Genomic DNA, 25,129 nt, shown 5'->3' with positions numbered 1-25,129 from the left:
CAGGCGGTTCTGAGCCCGCTTGGTCGGGTCAGCCCTCGACCAGCTCCGCGATGCCCTCGGCCCATTCCTCGGCCTGCTTGGCGGGCTTGATCGACGACGAGTTGTCGTGGCGGGCGTGCTCGCCGACCTGGACCGCGCCACGCTTCGTCAGCATCTCGGCGACGATCTCGCCGCCGCGGTTGAAGGTGTCGTAGATCGAGTCGCCGAGCCCGAACACGGCGAAGCGCAGTCCGCTCAGGTCGGGGTTGACGCTCTCGAGCTCCTCGGCGAAGGGCTCGGCACCGGTGGGCAGCTCGCCCTCGCCGTAGGTCGAGCAGACGATCACCAGGAAGTCAGCGGGGTCGAGGTCTTCGACCGCGTACTCACTCATGTCGTAGATCGAGGGATCGTGCTGGTTGAGCGCGTCCGCGATCGCGTCCGCGACGAGCTCACCCGTTCCGGTCTCGGTTCCGTAGAGGATGACGACCGACATATGCAGAACTCCTCTCGACGTCGGCATTTACGCCAGAGAGGCTAGCCTAACCCGCTCGCTGGAACTAAATCGCAGGTGGGCGGGGGGTTGGAAGAAATACTTGGATGTCCTACTATGTGGTGACAGAGGACATACCCCGGGCCGATCGTGTCGGGGTGCTCGATCTCGGCCCAGTCGCCGGCGACCAGTCCGCACATCCCCAATACGCGCCACGACCCCGAAGCCCCAAAACCCCCGAGAAGAATCAAGGTGATCTGAAGTGTCCGCTCCCGCAGTCCCGTCCATCCCGCACTTCCTCAACGGCAAGCGCGTCACCGCCGAGGGTGGCCGCTTCGCCGACGTCTTCAACCCCAGCACCGGTGCCGTGCAGGCCCAGGTGCCGCTCGCCTCGACCGACGAGGTCGCCGCGGCCGTCGCCACCGCCAAGGAAGCCCAGAAGGAATGGGCCGCCTGGAACCCGCAGCGACGTGCGCGTGTCCTGATGCGCTTCGTCGACCTGGTCAACAAGAACGCCGACGAGCTCGCGACCACCCTGTCGCTCGAGCACGGCAAGACCCACGCCGACGCCCTCGGTGACATCCAGCGCGGCATCGAGGTCATCGAATTCGCCATCGGCATCCCGCATCTCATCAAGGGTGAGTTCACCGAAGGCGCCGGCAGCGGCATCGACGTGCACTCGGTCCGTCAGCCGCTCGGCGTGGTCGCCGGCATCACCCCGTTCAACTTCCCGGCGATGATCCCGCTGTGGAAGGCCGGTCCTGCGCTCGCATGCGGCAACGCCTTCATCCTCAAGCCCAGCGAGCGGGACCCCTCGGTTCCGGTCCGCCTGGCCGAATTGTTCACCGAGGCAGGGCTTCCCGACGGTGTGTTCCAGGTCGTCCACGGCGACAAGGAGTCCGTCGACGCGCTGCTGACCCACCCGGACGTGAAGGCTCTCGGCTTCGTCGGCAGCTCGGACATCGCGCAGTACATCTACTCGACCGCAGCCGCACACGGTAAGCGTTCGCAGTGCTTCGGTGGCGCCAAGAACCACATGATCATCATGCCCGACGCCAACCTCGACCAGGTCGTCGATGCGTTGATCGGTGCCGGCTACGGCAGTGCCGGCGAGCGTTGCATGGCCATCTCGGTCGCGGTCCCGGTCGGTGAGGAGACCGCAGATCGTCTGCGCGCCAAGCTGATCGATCGCGTCAACGCGCTGCGCGTCGGCCACAGCCTCGACCCGAAGGCCGACTACGGCCCGCTGGTCACCGCGGCTGCACTCGAGCGTGTCCGCGGCTACATCACCAAGGGCGTCGAGGAGGGTGCCGAGCTGGTCATCGACGGCCGCGAGCGCGCCAGCGACGAGCAGACCTTCGGCGACGAGGACATCTCGAAGGGCTTCTTCATCGGCCCGACCCTGTTCGACCGTGTCACCAAGGACATGACCTCGTACCAGGAGGAGATCTTCGGTCCGGTGCTGCAGATCGTTCGTGCGGCCGACTACGAGGAAGCCCTCGCGCTGGCCACCGATCACCAGTACGGCAACGGCACCGCCATCTTCACCCAGGACGGCGACGCGGCCCGCGACTTCGCCGCACGCGTCGACGTCGGCATGGTCGGCGTCAACGTGCCGATCCCGGTTCCGGTGGCGTACTACACCTTCGGTGGATGGAAGCGCTCGGGATTCGGCGACCTCAACCAGCATGGTCCGGCGTCGATCCAGTTCTACACCAAGACTAAGACCATCACGACGCGCTGGCCGTCGGGCATCAAGGACGGCGCCGAGTTCGTCATCCCGACGATGGACTGAGTGCGGCCACAGATATGACCACACTTGCCGAGGCCGCAGTCGCGCGGCTCGACGGTGACGAGCGCGTCATCGTCGAGACCGCCGCGGCTTTCGCGGCCAAGAAACTGGCGCCGTACGCGCTGGAATGGGATGCGTCCAAACATTTTCCGGTTGCCGAACTGCGTGAGGCGGCCGAACTGGGGATGGGTGCCATCTACTGTTCCGAGGAAGCCGGGGGCAGCGGACTCCGCCGCCTCGACGGTGTGCGGATCTTCGAGCAGCTGGCCTACGCCGATCCGGCGGTGGCGTCGTTCCTCTCCATCCACAACATGTGCGCGTGGATGGTCGACCACTACGGCACCGACGAGCAGCGCAACAAGTGGGTGCCGCGGCTGGCGACGATGGAGACCATCGCGAGTTACTGCCTGACCGAGCCCGGTGCCGGCTCGGATGCGGCGGCACTGTCCACCCGCGCCGAACGTCAGGGTGACGAGTACGTCCTCACCGGGGTCAAGCAGTTCATCTCCGGTGCCGGGTCGTCGGACCTGTACGTGGTGATGGCCCGCACGGGCGACGCCGGCCCCAAGGGCATCTCCACCTTCCTGGTCGAGAAGGACACCCCGGGACTGAGTTTCGGTGCGCAGGAACACAAGATGGGCTGGAACGCCCAGCCCACCGCGCAGGTCATCCTCGACGAGGTGCGGGTCCCGGCGTCGAACCTGCTCGCCGAGACCGAGGGCATCGGCTTCGGCATCGCGATGAACGGCCTCAACGGTGGCCGGCTCAACATCGCGGCGTCGTCGCTCGGTGGCGCCCAGGCGGCCTTCGACAAGGCGGCCGCCTACGTCTCGAGTCGTCGTGCGTTCGGCAACTCGCTGCTCGACGAGCCGACCATCCGATTCACGCTCGCCGACATGGCGACCTCGCTGCAGACCTCACGGCTCATGCTGTGGCACGCGGCGACCGCCCTCGACGACGGTGCCCCGGACAAGGTGGAGCAGTGCGCGATGGCCAAGCGATTCGTCACCGACAGCTGCTACGACGTCGCCGACAAGGCACTGCAGTTGCACGGCGGCTACGGATATCTGTCCGAGTACGGAATCGAGAAAATCGTCCGCGACCTCCGAGTGCACCGCATCCTGGAAGGGACCAACGAGATCATGCGGGTCGTCCTCGGCCGTTCGATCGCGTCCCGCTACCGGGAGAGCTGACGCGAACTCGCGCCCAACGCATTGGTTTTCGCAGGCAAACACTTTAGGGAGCAATGACAATGACGACGATCGCTTTCCTCGGCCTCGGCAACATGGGTGGCCCGATGGCCGCCAACCTGGTCAAGGCCGGCCACACCGTCCGCGGATTCGACCTGTCCCCCGAGGCGATCGAGACCGCCAAGTCCAACGGGATCGAGACGTTCCCCGCGGCCATCGAGGCGGTGTCCGGGTCCGAGGTCGTGATCACCATGCTGCCCAACGGCGGCATCGTGAAGAAGGTCTACGACGAGGTCCTGCCGGCCGCCCAGACCGGTGCGCTCTTCATCGACTCGTCGACCATCTCGGTCGACGATGCGCGGGAGATCCACCGCCGGGCCGTCGATTCCGGTTTCGCCCAGGTCGACGCCCCCGTCTCGGGCGGCGTCAAGGGCGCCACCGCGGGCACGCTTGCCTTCATGGTCGGCGGCGAGGACGAGGCCTTCGCCGCGGCGCGGGGAACCCTCGACCCGATGGCCGGCAAGATCATCCACTGCGGTGCGGCGGGTGCCGGCCAGGCGGCGAAGGTGTGCAACAACATGCTCCTCGCCGTCCAGCAGATCGCCGTCGGCGAGGCCTTCGTCCTGGCCCAGAAGCTGGGTCTCGACGAGCAGGCGCTCTACGACGTCGTCACCGGCGCCACCGGCAACTGCTGGGCCATCGAGACCAACTGCCCGGTCCCGGGCCCGGTCCCGACCTCGCCGGCGAACAACGACTTCAAGCCCGGGTTCGCCACCGCACTGATGAACAAGGACCTCGGTCTCGCGATGGACGCCGTCGCCAGCACCGGTTCCCGCGCCCCGCTCGGTTCCCACGCCGCACAGCTGTACCGCGGCTTCGCCGAGCAGCACGGAGACCTCGACTTCAGCGCGATCATCACCTCGCTGCACTAGGTCGCAGCACCTGCTATAAGTCCGTATGACGTTGTGCCCGGTTTCCGGGCACAACGTCATACTGTTTTCAGCTGGCGGCGCGCTGAAGTGCCGCCTTCACCCCCTCGACGATGTCCGTCGGACGCTCGATGAGGTCGGCCCAGGTGAAGTTGAGGACGGTCCACCCGTTCGCGACCAGCAGATTGCGCTTCAAACGGTCTCGCTGGAATGCGGCTGCGTCGCGGTGGAACGCGAAGCCATCGATCTCCACCGCGACCTTCACGCGCGGGATCGCGAAGTCGATAACGTACCCGTAGGCGGGCATGTTCGCGATCCAGCCGGAGACGCCACCGGCCGACAGCAGGTTCGCGGTCAGTCTCTCGGCCTCCGACCTCGCTCCGTTGCCCAGGAGCCGCAGATACGACGCCGCGCGAGTCGCTCCGTGCCGCCTGGGGTAGCGGGCGTGCGCTGCCTCGAGGCCTGCGACGGTGACTCGTTTGGTCAACAGTGCCGAATCGAGGATGCTCACCCCGATGTCGAGTGACGCCTCGAGGACGGTCAGCGCGGGCGCTGTTGTCCGAAGGCCCTCGTGCACCGTGACGTCTGCATCATGCAGCAGTCGGTATCGGGCCAGCGCCGTTGCCGACGATCGTCGGGCGTCGCCACGCGTTCTGGTGAACACGACGTGTTTGCGGGGCTCGGCATCGTGGAGGCCGAGCCACCACGCGGCAGCCGCACCACCCAGCACTGCGTCGTTGTGTACCGACAGCACCGCAATCCGTGCCTGTGCCCGCGCCGACCGTGCGTGCCCGTTGACGAGGTACACGCCTCGTGCCACGGCTTTCCACTCGCCGGCGGCCACCTTGCGCTGGATCGATGAGGAGCTGACGCCGCATTCGCGTGCCTCCTGGGCCGAGAACACGCCGTCTCGACGGACGGTCAGTTCGGTGATGTCCACGATGATTCGACGCGGACGGCGCCTTAACTGGTTCCCGTGTCCTGAGCCGCGGTGTTCCGTATGACGTTGAACCCGGAAGCCGGGCACAACGTCATACACATCAGAAGTCGCCGTTGTGCTTCCGCAGCGATTGGATGGCCCCGACGAGGCCGGCCATCTCGTCGTCGGTCATGCCGACGTCGGCGAAGACCTTCTCGTTGAGGGTCTTGGTGGCGTCTTCGACGGTGGAGCGGCCCAGGTCGGTGATCTCGACGAGGGTGGTGCGGCCGTCGGTGGGGTGGGGGACGCGGCGGACGAGGCCGCCCTCCTCGAGGCGCCGGATCGCGTGTGTGACGCTGGTGACGTGAACTTGGAGACGGTCGCTCGCCTTGGTGATCGGGAGTGCGCCCTGGCGTGAGAACGCGAGCAGTCGGAGAAGCTCGAACCGGGAGAAGCTCAGATCGAAGGGGCGCAACGTGGCCTCGACGCGGGCCAGCAGGATCTGGTGGGCACGCATTACCGAGGTCACCGCGACCATGCCGTCGGCGACGTCGCCCCACCCGGCCTCGGTCCAGTTGTCCCGTGCCTCGGCGATGGGATCGAAGTCCATGCTGCGCCCTGCCATGAACACACCCTAATCGGGTTGTCGCGTCGCCGATCGATGGCGCGCCAGCCGTCGCCGCCCGCGTGCGATGCCGTCTGGGGCAGCTCCGGCCGGGCAGGAGAGGGGGCCGCGGAACCGATCCGACGACGACGCGGCCGTGTCCGCGTCGGCGGAATCGACTCGGCGCACCGTGGGTGCCCATGACCAACGGCCCCTCCCGAGTGACAAAGGTCCCTACGGAAGTGACAAATGGCCTCCGCGGCAACGAAACAAAGTGTTTGTCATCTCGAGAGGGTCTCTTGATGCTTTGTCGTTTCCTGGAACGACAACCCCCGAATCGAGACCATCCGGGTCAGCCAGGAATGAAGGTGTAGCTCGAATATCGAAAAGGTCACGGCGTCGTTAGCTGGATTCTCCATACCCATTAGCTAATCAATCTAATTAAATCGCGGTTTGGGCACTATGGGCGATTCGGGAGTCTTGTCCCAGTTTATGGATCAACCGAAAACCATGCCCTTGCAAACGGATTCGGCACCATACCCGGTTGGATGTGAATCTGGATCCGAATCTGCTTCTGTAACACGCGACATGCAGAGATATCCGCGAAAAACACTCTGTCCGGCGAATGTCATCCGATCGGACCAATTGCCGAATGTCATCATTCCGAGACCTTTCTCTCCGGGGTCGTACGACTGATCTAGCTTCTCGGAAATCGTTGTGGCGGAAAGTTTCGCGAGAGTACGGTCAGTTCTTGTCGGCGGGGCGACAACTATCCAGGGGGGCTGCATTGCCCATTCTCGCTTCAGGCGCGAGACGAGCAATTTGTGGTCTGACGATTCCGTCCGGGTTATGCCCCCAGGCCCGGTGGACGCAGTCGATGAGGACGCATGGGGAGGCCGCGTGACCATCTCAGAGAGAAATTTCGAGTCAACCTTCGACGACGAGTCGGGTGCTCGGTCACGGGTCGGCACCTTGCCGCTGTCCGCGGCGCAGCGGGGCATCTGGTTCGCGCAGCACGTCGCGGGTGACCTGCCGATCTCGGTGGCGCAGTATGTCGAGATCGAGGGCGACCTCGACACCGACGTGCTGGAGGACGCCGCACGGGCGACCGGAAGAGAGTTCGGTTCCGGATATCTGCGGCTGATCGAGGTCGACGGCGAGCCGCGGCAGTACGTCGACGAGGCGTACGGCGCCCCGGTGTACACCGTGGACCTGCGTGAGGATCCCGACCCGATCGGGACCGCGCACCGTCTGATGACCGAGGACTATTCGCGGCCGCTGGACCTTCTCGTCGACCACCTCATGACGAGCATCGTCTATCAGGTCGGGACGAACCACTACTTCTGGTATCTGCGCGCGCACCACATCGCGCTCGACGGATTCGGTGCGGTCACGATGGTCCGCCGGATCACCGAGCGGTACAACGCCGGCCTCCGCGGTGAAGAGCCGCCACCTTGCAAGGCAAGCGATCTCGCCGACATCATCGAGCAGGACGCGTCCTATCCCGGGTCGACCCGCTACGAGAACGACCGGAAGTACTGGAGCGAACACCTCGACGGTGCCCCTCCGGTGGTCAGTCTCGCCGGCCGGCTCGGCAAGCCAACGCTGCACCCGACGCTCGTGTCCACGCCGCTGCCGGAGGAAACCGCGCGTCTGCTCGACGACGCGTCGCACGACGGCGGGGTCACCCCGGTGATCGTCGCGGCCTTCGCCGTCTACCTCGCCCGGATGACCGGGAGCCCGGAAGTCCTCCTGAGCCTGCCGGTCTCGGGCCGGCACTCGGCCGTGCTGCGCCGCTCGGGCGGCATGGTGGCGAACGTCGTGCCGTTGCGCGTCCCGGTCGCGGGCCGCACGCTCGACGAGGTCGTCACCGCAGTGAAGGGTGAGCTGCTGAGCGCACTCCGGCGGCAGCGCTACCGCCAGGAGGACATCTTCCGCGACATGGGGATCGCGCGCGACGAGGCGTCGTCGTTCGGTCCGGCCGTGAACCTGATGATGATCGACAGCGAGGTCGTGTTCGGCGACGTGGCGGGGCGCCTGCACGTGCTGACGTCCGGTCCGACCTCCGACCTGTTCGTGAACATCTACCCCGGTGCGGGACACGAAAGCACGCACATCGACTTCCAGGGCAACCCGAACGTCTACACGCCCGCCGAGCTCGCCGACCATCACCGTCGGTTCCTGATGTTCCTGCACGAGTTCCTCGTGGGCGGTTCGGATGATCAGGTGGGTCTGCTCGAGCTGCTCGACGAGGACGAGCGGAATGCTCTCCTACCTGTGCGCGGTTCGGAAGGTGTTGTGCCGCGGCTTCTCCCGGACATCTTCGCCGACAGTGTGGCCCGTCACGGCGACCGTGTCGCGATCTCGTCGGACGGTCGCCGGCTGACGTATCGGGAACTCGACGCCGTCTCGTCGCGGATGGCGCGCCGCCTGATCGACTTGGGCTGCGGGCCCGACACGGCGGTGGCGATTCTTCTCAGACGGTCCGCCGAGTCCGTCACCGCCGCGTGGGCGGTTGCGAAGTCCGGGGCTGCCATCGTCCAGGTGGACCCGGACTACCCACGCAAGCGTATCGAGCACATCGTCGCCGACAGCGGCGCCGACGTGGCGATCACAGCCGACGAGTTCACCGACCGACTCCCGGAGTCGATGCCCACGGTGCTCGTCGACGGCGAGGGCGGTCTCGGGGAGGGGGCCGCCCTCGCCCCGGACGAGGTGATCACCGACCGCGACCGCACTCGTCCGCTACGTGCGGACAACGTGGCGTACATGACCTACACCTCGGGCTCGACCGGTGTCCCGAAGGGTGTCCAGGTCACACACAACGGGCTCGCGAACCTCATCTCCGATCGGTCCGAGGTTTACGGCCTGGACTCGGGATCACGGGTGTCCTATGCCCTTTCGCCGAGCTTCGACGCGTCCATGGAACAGCTGCTGACCTGTTTCGCGAACGGTTCCGCGCTGATCGTCGTGCCGCCGGACGTGATCGGCGGGGAGCGGCTCACCCGACTGCTGGCCGACGAGGGTGTCACCCACCTGACGCTGACGCCGGCGATGCTGGCCACCGTCGAGCCCGAAGCCCTGACCGACCTGCGGGCGGTCATGGTCGGCGGCGACAAGACCGCGCCGCGCATCGTCGAACGGTGGACGCAGTGTGCGCGGATGATCAACGAGTACGGACCCACCGAGGCGACGATCACCGCGGCCAGCGGTGTCATCGACCCCGCCGAGGATCTGACCGTCGGCCGGCCGGTGCGCGGTGCGTCGATGATGATCCTCGACCCCGCGCTGCAGCCGGTCCCGGTCGGCACCGCGGGGGAGCTGTACCTGGCGGGGCGGGGTCTCGCACGCGGCTACGCGAACCTGTTCGGCCAGACCGCCGGCCGGTTCGTCGCCAACCCCCACGGTGAACCCGGTGAGCGGATGTACCGCACCGGCGATCTGGCGCGCTGGGTGGGGAAGCCCTCCGCGCTGTCGCTGGAACTGCTGGGTCGCACCGATTTCCAGTTGAAGATCCGTGGCTACCGGATCGAGCCCGGCGAGATCGACGCGGCTCTCATCGGCCACCCCGACGTCGAGGCGTCGATCACCGTGCCGGTCCGCAACAACGCCGGCGCAACCGTTCTCGCCTCCTACGTGTCGCCGGTCCGCGACCATCGGATCGAGGTGCCCGAGCTGACCCGTTTCGCTCGCGAATCGCTTCCGCCGCACATGGTCCCGGCGGTGATCACCACGCTCGACGCGTTGCCGCTCAACGCGTTCGGCAAGGTCGACCGGAAGGCACTGCCCGCTCCGGTCTTTGCGTCCGCCCGCACCGGACGGCCGCCGTCGACGCCCGCGGAATACCGGCTGGCACAGCTGTTCTCCGAGGTCCTCGGTGTCGACGAGGTCGGTGCCGACGACAGCTTCTTCGTCCTCGGCGGCGACAGCATCTCCTCGATCGAACTCGTGGGCCGGGCCAAGGCCGCTGGACTGGCGTTCTCGACCCAGGACGTGTTCGAGTGCAAGACCGTCGCGGCTCTCGCGGTCCGGGCGACCGAGGCGTCGACCGACGACACGCTGCACGAGCTCCCCGGTGCCGGCGTGGGTTCGTTCCCGCTGGCGCCGATCATGCACGCGATGCTCGAGCGGGGACACATCGACCGCTTCGCGCAGGCCGCGCTCATCGAGCTCCCCGACGACCTCCGCCGCGCCGACCTCGTGCGCGCCCTGGGCGCGCTCGCCGACCGTCACGACATCCTGCGTGCGGTCCTGCGCGACGACCACGCGGGCGAGGGGTTCGTCGAGGTCCGTGAGCACGGCTCGGTCGACGTCGAGGAGACGCTGACAGAGGTGTGGCTCGAACGTCGCGACGCCGACGAGATCGATCAGCAACTGCAGGCGGCCGCCGATCTGCTGGACCCGCGCGCCGGGCTGCTCACGCGCTTCGTCTGGCTGCGGGACCGCACCGGCACGAACCCGGACCTGCTGTGGCTCGTGATCCACCACCTCGCCGTCGACGGCGTGTCGTGGCGCATCCTGCTGAGCGACCTCGCGGTCGCCCACGGTCAGATCGCTGCGGGCGGAGACCCGCAGCTCAGCACGCCGACGACCTCCGTGCGTCGCTGGGTTCACGGCCTGGTCGAACGGTCCTCGGGCCGTACCGCCGCCGAGCTCGACCTCTGGTCGAACACCCTCGCGGCCGGCGATCGTCCGCTCGGCGCACGCGCGCTCGACCCCGACCGGGACATCACCGCCACGGCAGGACGAGTGCGGATGCGCATCCCCGCCGACGTCACCGAGACGATCGTCACGACCATCCCTGGCCGGTTCCACGGCAGCCCCAACGACCCGCTGCTCGCGGCCCTGGGACTCGCCCTCGCACGCTGGCGGTCGCTGCACGGCGACGCTCCGGGCGGCGAACTGATCGCGCTCGAAGGACACGGCCGCGAGGAGTCGGCCGTCCCCGGCGCCGACCTGACCGCGACGGTCGGCTGGTTCACCTCTCGGTTCCCCGTCCGGCTGGACCTCGACGACATCGACCTCGACGACGCCTTCGCCGGCGGGGCGGCCGCCGGTACGGCGATCAAGCGGGTCAAGGAGTTCCTGCGCGCGGTGCCCGACAACGGCATCGGCTACGGCATGGTCCGGCACCTGGACCCGGTCGGCTGCAACGAACTCCAGAACCGTCCCGAACCGCAGATCAGTTTCAACTACCTGGGCCGCGCGGGTACCCGCGATGTCTTCGGACCGTGGACGCCGTCGCGCGAGTTCGACGCACTGGCCGGCACCGCCGACCCGTGGATGGCCCTCCCGGCGGTCCTGGACATCAACGCGATCGCCGAACCGGGCCCGGACGGACTCGAACTCGACGCCGTATGGGAGTTCGCCTCGCTGGTGCTCGATCGCGCCGAGGTCGAAGAACTGTCGCAACTGTGGGTGGAGGCCCTCGAGGCGCTCGCCCGCCATGCCCGGGCCGACGATGCCGGCGGGTACACCCCGTCGGACTTCGCGCTCGTGGAGACCACACAGGACGAGATCGACGGCTGGCTGCGCGATCATCCGTCGATGGTCGATGTCTGGCCGCTGACGGCGCTGCAGGCCGGGCTCCTGTTCCACGCCACCTACGACGGCATCGACACCAATGCTGCCGGCGGTGTCAGTGGCGCCGACGGTTACGTCGTGCAGGCCGAACTGACCCTCGGCGGCTCGCTGCAAGCGGAGCGGATGCGCCGCGCCGCACAGGCTCTCATCGACCGTCACGACAGCCTGCGCGTCGCATTCGTCGAGACCGCGACTGGTCCGCGTCAGATCCTGCTGCGTGACGTGGCCGTCGACTGGACGGACTCCGACCTCACCGGCATCGCCGATCGCGAGGAGCGGCACCGTGAACTGCGTCGGCTGATCACCGACTCGGCGACCCCCTTCGACCTGATGCGGCCGCCGCTGATGCGGTTCCACCTCATCCGCGTCGACGACGACGAGTTCATGCTCCTGCTGACCAACCACCACATCGTGCTCGACGGCTGGTCGATGCCGCTGGTCGTCCAGGAACTGCTCGCGCTCTACATCACCGACTCGACGGACGGTGCCGCGGCGGGTCTGCCCACGCCGCGGTCGTTCCGGGAGTACCTGCAGTGGCTGGATTCCCAGGACCACGCCGCGACGGTCGAGGCCTGGGAGGCGATGCTGGCCGACATCGAGAGCCCGACCCGGCTGACCGGCAATCCGGAGCGGGTCGCCACCGCCGAGGTCGCACAGGTCGACCTCGACCTCGACGCCGCCACCACCGACGCGGTCCTCGGACTCGGTCGTGCGCACGGCGTCACCCCCAACACGGCCATCCAGGTGGCCTGGGCGCTGCTGCTCTCCACGATGACCGGCCGGTCGGACGTGGTGTTCGGCAACACCGTCTCCGATCGCCCGGCGCACATCGCGGGGATCGAGCGGATGATCGGTCTGTTCATCAACACCCTGCCGGTGCGGGTACGGCTCGACCCGGACGAGACGGTCACCGAACTGCTCACGCGTGCACAGGCCGAGCAGGCCGCGATGCTCGACCACCGCAACATCGGTCTCGCCGAACTCCAACGGGCCGCGGGGATGGCCGACATCTTCGACACCGCAACGGTTCTGGAGTCCTATCCCATCGACGCCGAGGGGGTGGCGGGTGCGCTCGCGGACGCCGGGCTGCAGTGGAAGGGCATCGTCGCCCACGATGCGACGCCGTATCCGGTCAGCCTCCAGGTCACGCCGCCGCGGCCGTCGCGGGCCGGGAGTGAACCGGGACATTACGAGCTCATCCTGAAGTACGCATCCGATCGGCTCGACGCCCAGTCCGCGGGACTGCTGCTCGAGCGCTTCGCGATGCTGCTGGGTCAGATCGCGGCGGACCCGGGCCGAAAGGTCGCGACGGTCTCCCCGTGCTGGGACACCGAATGGGCGGAGCTGGCTCGCGTCGAGGGGCCGCCGGCCATGACACCGCGCACGCTCCGGGGCATCCTGTCCGATACCGCACGCCGGTATCCGGACGCCCCGGCCGTGCGGTCGGGCGGCGACACCCTGACATTCCGTGAACTCGACGAACGGGCCGATCGCGTCGCCTGCGAGCTCGTTCGCCGTGGCGCCGGCCCCGAGCGATTCGTCGCGCTGGCCGTCCCGCGGTCGGTCGAACTCATCGTCGCGATGTGGGCGATCGCCAAGTCGGGTGCGGCCTTCGTCGCCCTCGATCCCGGCAACCCCGCCTACCGGCTGGCCGAGTTGCTGGCCGACTCGCGGTGCGTGCTCGGGGTGACGGTTGAGGAGGTCACGAAGAACCTGCCGGATTCCGTCGACTGGCTTGTCCTCGACGCCGCCGGCCGGTCGGATGACGAAGGGGCGAAGGCTGACCGGGGGACGACTCCGGTGGAGGCCGACAGCAGTGCGTACCTGATCTTCACCTCCGGGTCGACCGGACGGCCGAAAGCGGTCCACATCGCCCATCGGGGGCTGCGGGACCGGGTCACCGCACTCGCCGACTACTTCGGGGTACAGCCGGGTTCGGCAGTTCTACAGGTGGCCTCCCCGGGCTTCGACGCCTGCGTCTCCGAGGTCCTGCTCGCCCATGGCAACGGGGCCTGCCTGGTGGTGGCGCCCCAGGATGTCTACGGCGGCGTCGATCTCGAGGAACTGGTTCGCGCGGAACAGATCTCCCACGCGATCATCACGCCGACCGCCCTCAACACGATGGACCCCGCACGGGTGCCGTCGCTGGCGACGATCGCAGTGGTCGGCGAGGCCACCGGCGCCGACATCGTGAACCGCTGGGCACCCGGCCGTCGGCTGATGAACCACTACGGGCCGACCGAGACCACCATCTGGGCCACTGCGGCCGACGACCTGCAGCCCGGGGAACCGGTGACCATCGGCGAACCGGTCCGCGGAGTGTCCGCGGTGGTGCTCGACGCGTGGCTGCGTCCGGTCCCGGTCGGCGTGGCCGGCGAACTGTACCTGGGCGGGCCGGGTCTGGCCCGTGGCTACTTCGACCGGCCCGGCCTCACCGCCTCCCGGTTCGTGGCGGACCCGCGGTCGGCGACCGGCGAACGCATCTACCGCACCGGTGACCAGGTGCGATGGATCCACGGACGCGACGGACTCGAACTGGACTACCTGGGGCGCAACGACCAGCAGGTCAAGATCCACGGACTGCGAATCGAGACCGGGGACATCGACGCCCACCTCGCACGGCACGACGCCGTGGCGCAGGCCGTCACCCTGGTCCAGCCAGGACCGACCGGCCAGCCGGTCATCGTGTCCTATGTCGTCGGCACCCCGGGGGAGCAGCTCGACGTCACCGCGCTACGAGCCGATCTCGCGGAATCGCTGCCGCGCTACATGGTCCCGACCGCCATTCTCGAGCTGCCCGCGATGCCGGTGACCCGCACCGGCAAGGTCGACCGGAAGGCTCTCCCAGCGTGGGACTTCCGCGCCGAGAGTGCCGGCGGCCGAGCGCCCTCGACACCCACCGAGGAGCTCATCGCACGCTTGTTCGCCGAGGCCCTGAACCTCGAGACGGTGACCGCCGACGACAACTTCTTCGCCCTGGGCGGCGACTCCATCGTCTCGATGCAACTGGTGGCCCTGGCCAAGTCAGCCGGACTGAACATCACCGGTCGCCAGGTCTTCGAGGCCAAGACGGTCGCCGCGCTGTCAGCGCTCGTGGATCCGGACGACGCCGGACACGACGTCGCGGGCCGGCCGGGCGCCGCGGTGGAGGCCCGTCTCGCGGATCACGAGGCGCTCTCCGCCGACGACTTCGCCGACGTGTGCGACTCCGATGCGGAAAACCTCCGTCATCGGTACCCGGACCTGTCGGAGATCTGGCCACTGTCGTCGACGCAGTCCGGCATCCACTTCCACTCCACGCTCGACCCCGACTCGGCGGACAACTACACCGTGCAGTCGACGATCAGGTTGTCGGGCCATCTCGACGGAGCACGGTTGCGTCGGGCCGCGCAGGCACTGGTCGACCGGCACGACATCCTGCGTGCAGGTTTCGTCGAGACCTCCCGCGGCCCACGCCAGGTCGTGGTCGGCCACGCCGAGGTCGCCTTCCGCGAGATCGACCTGTCCGACCGGTCCCGCGAGAGTGCGCAGGCGGACGCCGAGCGAATCGCCGCGGAAGACGCGGAGGCAGGATTCGACCTCAGCGTCCCGTCGCTCATCCGGTTCACCCTGATCCGTCTCGACGCCGAGGCGTTCGAACTGCACATCACCAACCACCACGTCATCCTCGACGGCTGGTCGATGCCGCTGCTCATCGGCGAACTCCTCGAGTTCTACGGCGAACCCGAGCGGATCGAGAACGCCGGGTCCGCACCGTCGTACCGCGACTACCTGCGCTGGCTGGCGCAGCAGGACCACGAAGCGTCCCTCGCCGCATGGACACGGGCCTACGCCGACGTCGACGGGCCCACCCGCGTCAGCCGGCGCGATCCGGCGATGTCGGGCGACCTGGCCGGCGAGGTCGGTGCGGAGCTGCCGGCCCAGGAGTACCTGCGGTTGCGTTCTGTCGCAGCCGATTCCGCGGTCACCGTCGGCACCGCGGTGTCGACTGCGTGGGCACTCGTCCTGCGGATGCTGACCGGCGAGACCGACGTGATCCTCGGCTCGGCCGTCGCCGGGCGACCGCCGGAACTGCCGGGTGTCGAGCGGGCCCTCGGGATGTTCCTGAACACCGTCCCGGTCCGCGTCCGCCTCGACCCTGCGGCCTCGCTGCGCGACCTGCTGGTCGGTGCCCAGGACAGCAACGCCGAACTGCTCGACCATCACTACGTGGGCCTCCCGGCCATCCACCGGGCGGTGGGTCTCTCGGAGATGTTCGACACCGCGCTGGCCTTCCAGTCCTTCCCGCTGCGCGAGTCGACCCTCCAGGAGCTCGTGTCCTCGGCGGGACTCCGCGTCGACGGGATCACCGGAGTCGACGCCACGCCGTATCCGCTGAGTCTCGTCGTCGCTCCGAAGAACGATGTCGGAGACGGGGAACCGGGGCTGTCGATCACGTTGCGCTTCCGCCGCGGCGACTTCGACCCCGCCCGGGCGCGGGAGATCCTCGACCTCTTCGTCGAGTGCCTGGCCCGGATCGCCGACGACCCGGACACCCGGGTGGGCGTCCTCGCGCACGGCGGCGGTGCTCTGGATCTGCCCGCCTCGCCGCAGAACCTCCGGCCGGCGACGATGCCCGAGATCCTCGCTGCTTCCGTTGCCCGCCACCCGAACGCCATCGCGGTGACGTGCGGCGCGTCGGTGTCGTACCGCTGGCTCGACGAGCGGTCGAACCGAATGGCCAGACTCCTCCTGCGCCGGGGAGTCGGATCACAAGATGTGGTCGCCTGTGTGTTGCCGAGATCGCTCGACGCGGTCGTCGCCATCTGGGCGGTGGCCAAGACGGGCGCGGCATTCCTGCCGGTGGACCCGACCCTGCCTGCTGAACGGATCGGATACCTGCTCTCCGATGCCGATGTCAGGCTGGGTCTCACGCACGCCGGGACCGCTACCCTGGACGGTCCCGGCGTGCCCCCCGGCATCGAGTGGCTCGAACTCGACGACGAACGGCACCCGTGCCTGCTCGACGCCGAATCGGACGCACCGATCACCGATGCCGAGCGCGGGGGTCCGATCCGGATCGGTCAGACCGCCTACGTCATCTACACCTCCGGCTCGACCGGCATGCCGAAGGGCGTGATCGTCAGTCATCGCGGCCTCGCGCGGCTCGTCGAGGCGCAGCACCGCGTTCTCTTCGCCGACGACACCGCGAGCGTTCTCCAGGTGGCCTCGCCGAGCTTCGACGCCTCGGTGTTCGAGCTGCTGATGGCCCACGGCGCCGGCGGCCGCCTGGTGGTCTCACCACCCGACGTCTACGGCGGTCCCGAACTGGCCGAACTGATCCGGCGCGAACACGTGACGCACGCGGTGGTGACGCCGTCGGCTCTGTCGACGGTGCCCGAGGCGGATCTCGACACGCTGCGCGTGCTCGCTCCCGCCGGTGAGGCCGTCGGTCCGGAGCTGGTCGCGCGGTGGGCGCCGGGACGCAAGATGATCAACATCTACGGCCCCACCGAGATCACCGTCTGGGCCACGGCGAGCGAACCGCTCGATCCGCACGGGCCGGTGACCATCGGCCGCACGATCGGACCGGTCGCCGGAGTCGTGCTCGACACGTGGATGCGCCCGGTGCCCCAGGGCGTCGTCGGCGAGCTCTACCTCTTCGGGCCCGGACTGGCCGACGGTTACGTCGGGAAGCCCACGACGACCGCGGCCCGGTTCGTCGCATGTCCGTTCGGCGACACCGGTGAGCGGATGTACCGCACCGGCGACCTGGTCCGGCGGACCGCCGACGATCAGCTGGAGTACCTGGGACGCAACGATTTCCAGGTCAAGATCCGCGGCACCCGCATCGAGATCGGGGAGATCGACGCGGCTCTCGGTGGCCGGTCCGACATCGCCTACGCGGTCACCATCGCCCGCAGTGACAACGGGATGCCGCAGATGCTGGTGTCCTACGTGGTGGCCGCGCCGGGCGAGGAACTGTCCGGCGACGAGCTGCGGGATTTCCTCTCGTTGAGCCTGCCCGCGTACATGGTCCCGGCTGCGGTCGTCGTCCTCGACGAGGTCCCGCGGACCCCGACCGGCAAGTTGGACCGGGGACGGTTGCCCGAACCGGTGTTCGCGGCAACGGAATTCCGCGCACCGTCGACTCCCGCGGAGTCCGCGGTGGCCACCGCCTTCGAAGAGGTGCTGGAGATCGACCGGGTCGGCGCCGACGACGACTTCTTCGCCCTCGGCGGCGATTCGCTGAGTGCTTCGGTGGTGGCGGCGCGGGTGGGTTCGGCGCTGGGAGTTCGTGTCCCGGTGCGTGCCCTGTTCGAGGCGCCCACCGTGTCGGCCCTGGCCGGCCTCGCCGGATCGCTGCAGGAAGGGCAACGTGCACCGCTGGTCGCCGGCCCGCGACCGGAGCGGATTCCGCTGTCGCTCGCACAGCAGCGTATGTGGTTCCTCAACCGCATGGAGCCGGAGTCACCCGCCTACAACATCCCGGTGCTGCTGAAGCTGACCGGGCGCCTCGACATCGCAGCACTCGAGGATGCGCTCGCCGACGTGATCGGCCGGCACGAGGTGTTGCGGACGATCTACCCCGACGACGCGGGTGAACCGCATCAGGTGGTGCTGGACCACGTCGCGGCTGCCGTCGAGGTGCGCTACGTGCCGGAGAGCGCGGTCGAAGAAGTGGTGACCGAGTTCGTCCGACGCGGTTTCGACGTGACCACCAGGGTGCCGATCCGGGTGGGCCTGCTGCGTATCGACGAGCCCGGCATCCCGGCCGGCGGTCGGTTGGACCAGGCCGGAGAATTCCTGCTGGTCCTCGTCGTCCACCACATCGCGGGTGACGGGCAGTCCATGGCGCCGCTGGCCCGCGATGTCATGATCGCCTACGCAGCCCGGCTGGAAGGACAGGAACCCGCCTGGGAGCCGCTCGAGGTCCAGTACGCCGACTACGCCCTGTGGCAGCGGCGGGTCCTCGGCGAGCCCGACGATCCGCAGTCCCTCATGCACGCCCAGCTGGACTACTGGCGGTCGACGCTGGCAGAGATCCCGGATGTCCTGGATCTGCCCACCGACCGTCCGCGCCCCGCGGTCGCGAGCCTGTCCGGCGGCCACGTCCCGGTAGAGATCGGCGCGCAGTTGCACGACCGCCTCATGGAACTCGCACGCTCGCGGAACGCATCGTTGTTCATGGTCCTGCACGCAGCGCTCGCAACGCTTCTCGGCCGCCTCAGCGGTGGCGACGACATCGTCGTCGGCACCCCGGTCGCCGGCCGCGGTGAGCCCGGACTCGAACCGCTGGTCGGGATGTTCGTGAACACCCTCGCCCTGCGCACGCCGCTCGACCGTGAGCAGTCCTTCGTCGATCTGGTGGGTCGGGTCAGGGACACCGACCTGCACGCCTACGAACACGGCGACGTCCCGTTCGAGCGGATCGTCGAAGAGCTGAACCCCCAGCGCTCGACGGCACACCATCCGCTGTTCCAGGTGGCGCTGGCCTTCCAGAACCTCTCGAAGACCGACGTGGTGCTGCCCGAGGTGACCGTGTCCCGGGCGCAGGCCGACACCGGTGTCTGCCAGTTCGACCTGCAGCTCGTCGTCGCCGACTCGTACGGCGAAAACGGCACTGCGCAAGGTATCTCGGGCGCGATGATGTTCGCGAACGACCTGTTCGACCCGGCAACGGTCCAGGGCTTCGTCAAGCGACTGTGCCGGATGTTGGAGGCGATCGTCGACGATCCGGAGACCCCGGTCGGCGAGATCGATTGGCTCGACGCCGCCGAACGTACCGACCTGCTCTCGCGCGTCGGTCGTCCGCGTCTCGTCGCCGAGGGACCGTCGCCGGTGCTCCTACCGGAGGTCTTCGCCGCTGCAGTCCGCCGCAACCCGCGCGGACCTGCGGTGATCGCCGGCGGCGTCGAGCTGACCTACGCCGAACTCGACCGTCGTTCGAATCGTCTGGCACGCCACCTCATTCGACTGGGCGCGGCGCCGGAGCGGCCGGTGGCCGTCGCGGTCGAGAGGTCCCTGGACTCGGTGATCGCCTGGTGGGCCGTGGTCAAGTCGGGTGCCGCCTACGTTCCGGTCGACCCGCACTACCCGACCGCACGCATCGACCAGATGGTCACCGATTCCGGTGCGACGCTGGGCATCACGACGCTCGGGGCACGCGCCGGGCTCCCCGGGACCATCGACTGGGTCGTCGTCGACGATCCCGCCGACGCCGAACGCATCGATGCGCTCCACGACGCCGAGATCGGGCAGGCCGAACGCATCCGGCCGGTACGTGCGGAGAACACGGCATGGGTGGTCTTCACCTCCGGATCGACCGGCGTGCCCAAGGGCGTCGCGGTCAGCCACGCCGGTGTCGCCGACTACCTGTCCTCACTGTTCGTCGATCCCGAGAGCGGTCCCACCTCCCGGGTCCTGCACTTCGCGTCTCCGTCCTTCGACGCCTCCCTGCTCGAGATCCTGCTGTCGATCAGTTCGTCCTCGGCACTCGTGGTGGCGCCGACCGACGTCCGCGGCGGCAACGAGCTCGGCGACTTCCTCCGCGATCAGCGCGTCACCCACGCGTTCGTGACGCCCGCCGCGCTGGCGTCGGTCGACCCTGAGGGCCTCGACGACCTGCGCGAGGTCATGTCCGGCGGTGACGAGGTGCCGACCGATCTGATCACCCGCTGGGTGGGCGACGACCCGGCCCGGGCCCGCCGATTCCGGGTGCTGTACGGCCCCACCGAGACCACGATCGTCGCGACCGCGACCGAACCTCTGGACGCGGGGGAGCGTTCGACCATCGGCACGCCGTTGGCCGGGATGCAGGCACTGGTCCTGGACCCGCGGATGCAGCCCGTGCCGGTCGGTGTGGCCGGTGAGCTCTACCTGGCCGGCCCGGCACTGGCCCGGGGGTACCTGAACCGCCCCGGCGTCTCCGCGACGCGGTACGTGGCCCATCCCTTCGGCGAGCCCGGCGAGCGGATGTACCGCACCGGGGACGTCGTCCGCTGGAATGCCGCCGGTTCGTTGGAGTTCTTGGGACGCAATGACTTCCAGGTGAAGATCCACGGATTCCGGGTGGAGCTCGGCGAGATCGACTCGGCGCTGGGTGATCATCCCGGGGTGTCGTTCGCGGTCACGGTGCCGCGGCGCGACAGCGGGGTGGGCATGCGCCTGGTCTCCTACGTGGTGCCGGCTCCCGGAGAGGTCATCTCGGGGGAGAAGCTGCGGGCCCTGCTCCTGGACTCGCTGCCGCCCTACATGGTCCCGGCGGCGGTCATGGTCCTCGACGAGATCCCGCTGACGCCGAGCGGCAAGCTCGACCGCAAGGCCCTTCCCGCGCCGCTCATCACGACCCGTCGCTTCCGCGCCCCGGCATCCCCGGTGGAGGAGATCGTGGCCGGTGTCTTCGCCGACGTCCTCGGGATCGAGGGCGGCGTCGGTGCCGACGACGACTTCTTCGACCTCGGCGGCAACAGCCTCGCCGCCACCCGTGTCGTGTCGAGGATCGGCGCAGCGCTGGGTACCAACGTGCCGGTGTCGATGATCTTCGAGGCGTCGACCGTGTCGAAGCTGGCGGCTCGGGCCGAATCGCACACGGCCATCGGCCGGATCCCGCTGGGATCGCTGGACCGGCCGGAGCGCATCCCGCTGTCGTATGCGCAGCAGCGGATGTGGTTCCTCAGCCGCATCGAACCCGACTCACCTGCGTACAGCATCCCGATCGTCGTCCGGCTGTCCGGGCACCTCGACGTCGACGCCCTGCAGGCGGCGATCGGCGACGTCGTCGACCGCCACGAGATCCTGCGCACGGTGTACCCGTACATGGATGCCGAGCCGACACAGGTGATCCTGCCGCCGGCCGCCGACCGCGTCCCGGTGGTCGTCACCTCGGTGCCCGAGTCGGAGATGCCGCGGGCGATGTCGAAGCTGCTGGCACAGCCCTTCGACGTGACGGCGGAGGTCCCGGTACGGATCAGGCTGTTCTCGCTCGGCGACGACGAGTGGGTGCTCGCGGTGGTCATCCACCACATCGGCGCCGACGGTTCGTCGTTGACGCCGCTCGCCCGGGACCTGATGAACGCGTACGCGGCCCGCACCAACGGTGGCGAACCCGGCTGGGAACCGCTGCCGGTGCAGTACGCGGACTACGCGATCTGGCAGCGGGTGGTCCTCGGTGCCACCGACGACCCCGACTCATTGCTCCGCGCGCAGATCGACTACTGGACAAAGCAACTGGCCGACGCACCCGCCCTGCTGGAACTGCCTGCCGACCGCCCGCGGCCGCCGGCACAGTCCTACACCGGCGGCAACGTCCCGCTGACCGTGGACGCCGACCTGCACGCGGCGCTGCAACAGGTCGCCCGTGCCCACAACACGACGCTGTTCATGGTCGTCCACGCGGCCCTGGCCGCACTGCTGGCGCGGCTCGCGGCCACCGACGACGTGGCGATCGGCACCCCGTACGCCGGACGCGGCGAACGCGAACTCGATGATCTGATCGGCATGTTCGTCAACACGCTGGTCCTCCGCACGCAGTTGCGCCAGGACATGACGTTGCGCGAGCTGATCGACGACGTGCGGGACACCGATCTGGCGGCCTTCGGGCACGCGGACGTCCCGTTCGAACGACTCGTGCAGGAGCTCAACCCGGTCCGGTCGGATGCCTACAACCCGTTGTTCCAGGTGATGCTGGCGTTCCAGAACATCTCCTCGGCAGACATCGAACTGCCGGAGCTGTCGGTGTCCGCCGTCGAACCCGACACCGGGATGTCGTTGTTCGACCTGCAGGTCACGGTGTCGGACACCTACGACGCGAGCGGCGCGCCGGCCGGACTCCGCGGCGGGATCACCTTCGCGACCGACCTGTTCGACGCATCGACGGTCGCCGGTTTCGGTGAACGCCTGGTGCGGATGCTCAGCGCGCTCGCGCAGGACCCGGCACGCCTGGTCCACGAGGTCGACCTGCTCGACGACGACGAACGCGATGCGGTCCTGGTGCGGTGCAACGAGACCGCTCACGCCATCGACCCCACCGCCACGCTGGCGTCGCTCTTCGTGGACTCGGCAACCCGGTTCGCCGACAGCCCCGCGATCACGGCAGGCGACGTCACCCTCACCTACGGTGAGTTCGCCGGTCGCGTCAACCGGTTGGCGAGGTGGCTCGTCTCCCGCGGGGTGGGTCCGGATTCGCTGGTGGCGCTGCGGATGCGGCGTTCGCTGGATCAGGTCACCGCGATGTACGCGGTGCACGCAGCCGGCGGCGCCTACGTGCCGGTCGACCCCGATCACCCGGCCGAGCGGATCGACTACATGCTGGAGTGCGCCGATCCGGTAGTGGTCCTCACCTCGCTCGACGGCGTCGATCTCGACGCCTTCGACGACGCGCCGCTGACCGACGCGGACCGGCTCGGCCCGCTGACCCCGGCGAATCTCGCCTACGTGCTGTTCACCTCAGGGTCCACCGGCAGGCCGAAGGGCGTTGCGGTGTCGCATCGTTCGGTGGTGAACCAGGTGCTCTGGATCAGCGACGAATACGACCTGAACGTCGCGGACGTCGTCCTCCAGAAGACCCCCGCCACCTTCGACGTCTCGGTGTGGGAGCTCTTCGCCACCCTCATGGTGGGAGCCCGCCTGGTGATCGCGCGGTCGGACGGGCACACCGACCCCGACTACCTCGCCGGCACGATCGCCCGTGAACGCGTGACCATCACCTCGTTCGTGCCGTCGATGCTCGCGGTGTTCGCCGACTCCGCGAGAACCGTTGCGCTGGAATCGCTGCGGGCGCTGCTCGTGGCGGGTGAGGCGTTCGGTCCGGACGTGGTGGCCGCGGCGCGGCGGATGCTGCCGGGAGTGGAACTGCACAACCTCTACGGTCCGACGGAATTCACGGTGCACGCCACCGCGTACGCCGCCCAACCCGACGACACCGGCGCCGTACCGATGGGCAAGCCGGTGTGGAACGCCCGGGCCTACGTCCTCGATTCGCGGTTGCAGCCCGTGCCCATGGGGGTGACCGGAGACCTGTACCTGTCGGGGACCCAGGTGGCCCGCGGTTATCACGGCCGGACCGGCCTGACCGCGGAACGGTTCGTGGCCGACCCGTTCGCACCGGGGGAGCGGATGTACCGCACCGGCGACCTCGTGCGTCGGCGCCCGACCGGTGACCTGGAGTACCTTGGCCGCAGCGACTTCCAGGTCAAGCTGCGCGGTCTGCGCATCGAGCTCGGGGAGATCGAGGCGGTGTTCGCCGAACACCCGAAGGTCGCCCGCGCGGTCGCCACGGTCACCTCGACCGAGACCGTCGAGTTCCTCGCGGTCTATCTCGTGCCGGCAAACGGCGATGCAGAATCGCTCGACACCGACGAGGTGACGGGCTTCGCGTCGACGGAGCTGCCGGGTTACATGATGCCGACCGCGGTGCTGGTGCTGGAGACGGTGCCGCTCACCGCGTCGGGCAAGCTCGACCGCAAGCGACTGCCCACGCCGACGCTGAACACCGCGGAGTTCCGCGAACCGTCCACGTGGCTGGAAGGTGAGATCGTCCGCACCTTCGAACACGTCCTGGGCGTGCAGCGGGTGGGTGTCGACGACGACTTCTACGAACTCGGCGGCAACTCGCTGAGGTCGGTGCAGGTGGTCAACGACCTGAAGAGCGAACTGCACATGGACATCCCGGTCCGGTGGATGCTCTCCGCCTCGAGCCCAGCCGATCTGGCCCGGCGAATCGAGGACTGGATGGGCAACGGCGAAGGCGCCGACGCGTCGATGGAGTTCGATGCGCTGCCGCCGCTCGGTTTCGACGTCCTGTTGCCCATCCGACCGGGTGGGGAGAAGCCGCCGCTGTTCTGCGTCCATCCCGCATCCGGTCTCTCGTGGGCCTACCACACCCTCGGCCGGCACCTCGCGTCCGGACGGCCGGTGTACGGTCTGCAGGCACCGCAGATCGGTGGCGAGAAGGACGGTCCCACAACGGTGTCCGGTCTCGCGCGTCGCTACTTCGACGAAATCCGGACGGTGCAACCGCACGGGCCGTACCACCTGATGGGGTGGTCGCTGGGCGGCACCATCGCGCACGCCGTGGCCGCCGAGATGCGGGCCGCCGGCGAAGAGGTCGCGCTGCTCGCGATGCTCGACACCGAGGCCGACGCCGTCGACACCGACGCGATCCAGACGATCACGGCCGGTGAACTGATCAGCAACCTCGGCCCGGTTCTCGGCATCGACTTCGTCAGTGCCGACGCGACCGCGGAAGAGGCGGCCGAACAGATCGCCGAGCGTCTCGGGAGCGGGCTCGGCATCGACGCCGAATCCATCGAGAACCTCACCGAGACATACAACATGCTGCTCCGGGCACTGGGTGACTGGCGGCCACCGGTCGTCGACGTCGACCTGCGGTACTTCACCGCGGTTCGCGATCGGCGCGCTGACGCGGTGGGTCACGACGGGTGGGCGCCCTACGTCCGCGGCGACATCTCGAATGTCGACGTCGACGTGCACCACCTCGGGATGACCGAGAACGAGGCGATCATCGCGATCGCAGGGATTCTCGACGAATACATGACTCGCGCAAACGGTCACGAAGCCGGCCGTTCCGGGTCTAGCGTTTTCAACAATGGGAGATTCACCATTCAGAAATGAGGTAGTCCATGAGCAGGTCAAGGACTTCG

7 protein-coding genes are annotated in these 25,129 nt (G+C 68.5%); 4 read left to right on the top strand and 3 right to left on the bottom strand.

Annotated features, from left to right (window positions below; translation table 11 throughout):
* Positions 1-28: 28 nt before the first annotated feature.
* Positions 29-472, bottom strand: a complete 444-nt coding sequence (locus tag GONAM_RS07635; protein WP_006866182.1) for a flavodoxin domain-containing protein — start codon at positions 470-472, stop codon at positions 29-31.
* 259 nt (positions 473-731) lie between these two features.
* Here GONAM_RS07635 and GONAM_RS07630 point away from each other — a divergent pair, with 259 nt between their 5' ends.
* Genes GONAM_RS07630 through mmsB form a run of 3 tightly spaced genes read left to right on the top strand, consistent with a single transcriptional unit; the run spans position 732 to position 4,383 of the window.
* A complete protein-coding gene (locus tag GONAM_RS07630; protein WP_006866181.1) occupies positions 732-2,264 on the top strand; it encodes a CoA-acylating methylmalonate-semialdehyde dehydrogenase in 1,533 nt (510 codons plus the stop codon).
* A 14-nt stretch (positions 2,265-2,278) separates the two neighbouring features.
* A complete protein-coding gene (locus GONAM_RS07625; RefSeq protein WP_006866179.1) occupies positions 2,279-3,454 on the top strand; it encodes an acyl-CoA dehydrogenase family protein in 1,176 nt (391 codons plus the stop codon).
* A gap of 59 nt (positions 3,455-3,513) precedes the next feature.
* On the top strand, positions 3,514-4,383 hold the full coding sequence (gene mmsB, locus GONAM_RS07620) for a 3-hydroxyisobutyrate dehydrogenase (protein ID WP_006866178.1): 870 nt from the start codon (positions 3,514-3,516) through the stop codon (positions 4,381-4,383).
* 67 nt (positions 4,384-4,450) lie between these two features.
* On the opposite strand, the gene GONAM_RS07615 is transcribed toward mmsB, so the two are convergent.
* A complete protein-coding gene (locus tag GONAM_RS07615) occupies positions 4,451-5,320 on the bottom strand; it encodes a type IV toxin-antitoxin system AbiEi family antitoxin domain-containing protein (RefSeq protein WP_006866177.1) in 870 nt (289 codons plus the stop codon).
* Between the two features lie 100 nt (positions 5,321-5,420).
* Complete coding sequence (locus tag GONAM_RS07610; RefSeq protein ID WP_005201490.1) at positions 5,421-5,924, bottom strand: MarR family transcriptional regulator; 504 nt, start codon at positions 5,922-5,924, stop codon at positions 5,421-5,423.
* A gap of 879 nt (positions 5,925-6,803) precedes the next feature.
* On the opposite strand from GONAM_RS07610, the gene GONAM_RS07605 reads away from it, so the two are divergent.
* Entirely contained in the window at positions 6,804-25,100 is an 18,297-nt protein-coding gene (locus tag GONAM_RS07605) for a non-ribosomal peptide synthetase (protein ID WP_006866176.1), read from the top strand.
* The last annotated feature ends 29 nt before the right edge of the window (positions 25,101-25,129 follow it).

Origin of the sequence: Gordonia namibiensis NBRC 108229, assembly GCF_000298235.1 — a bacterium.
Lineage (GTDB): Bacteria > Actinomycetota > Actinomycetes > Mycobacteriales > Mycobacteriaceae > Gordonia > Gordonia namibiensis.
The sequence above is the reverse complement of the archived record's forward strand: the minus strand, read 5'-3'. Positions and strand labels throughout refer to the sequence as shown.

Bases quoted from the DNA above. Each gene is read 5' to 3' on its own strand.
- GONAM_RS07610 (WP_005201490.1), bottom strand. From the start codon at position 5,924: ATGGCAGGGCGCAGCATGGACTTCGATCCCATCGCCGAGGCACGGGAC.
- mmsB (WP_006866178.1), top strand. From the start codon at position 3,514: ATGACGACGATCGCTTTCCTCGGCCTCGGCAACATGGGTGGCCCGATG.
- GONAM_RS07625 (WP_006866179.1), top strand. From the start codon at position 2,279: ATGACCACACTTGCCGAGGCCGCAGTCGCGCGGCTCGACGGTGACGAG.
- GONAM_RS07635 (WP_006866182.1), bottom strand. From the start codon at position 472: ATGTCGGTCGTCATCCTCTACGGAACCGAGACCGGAACGGGTGAGCTC.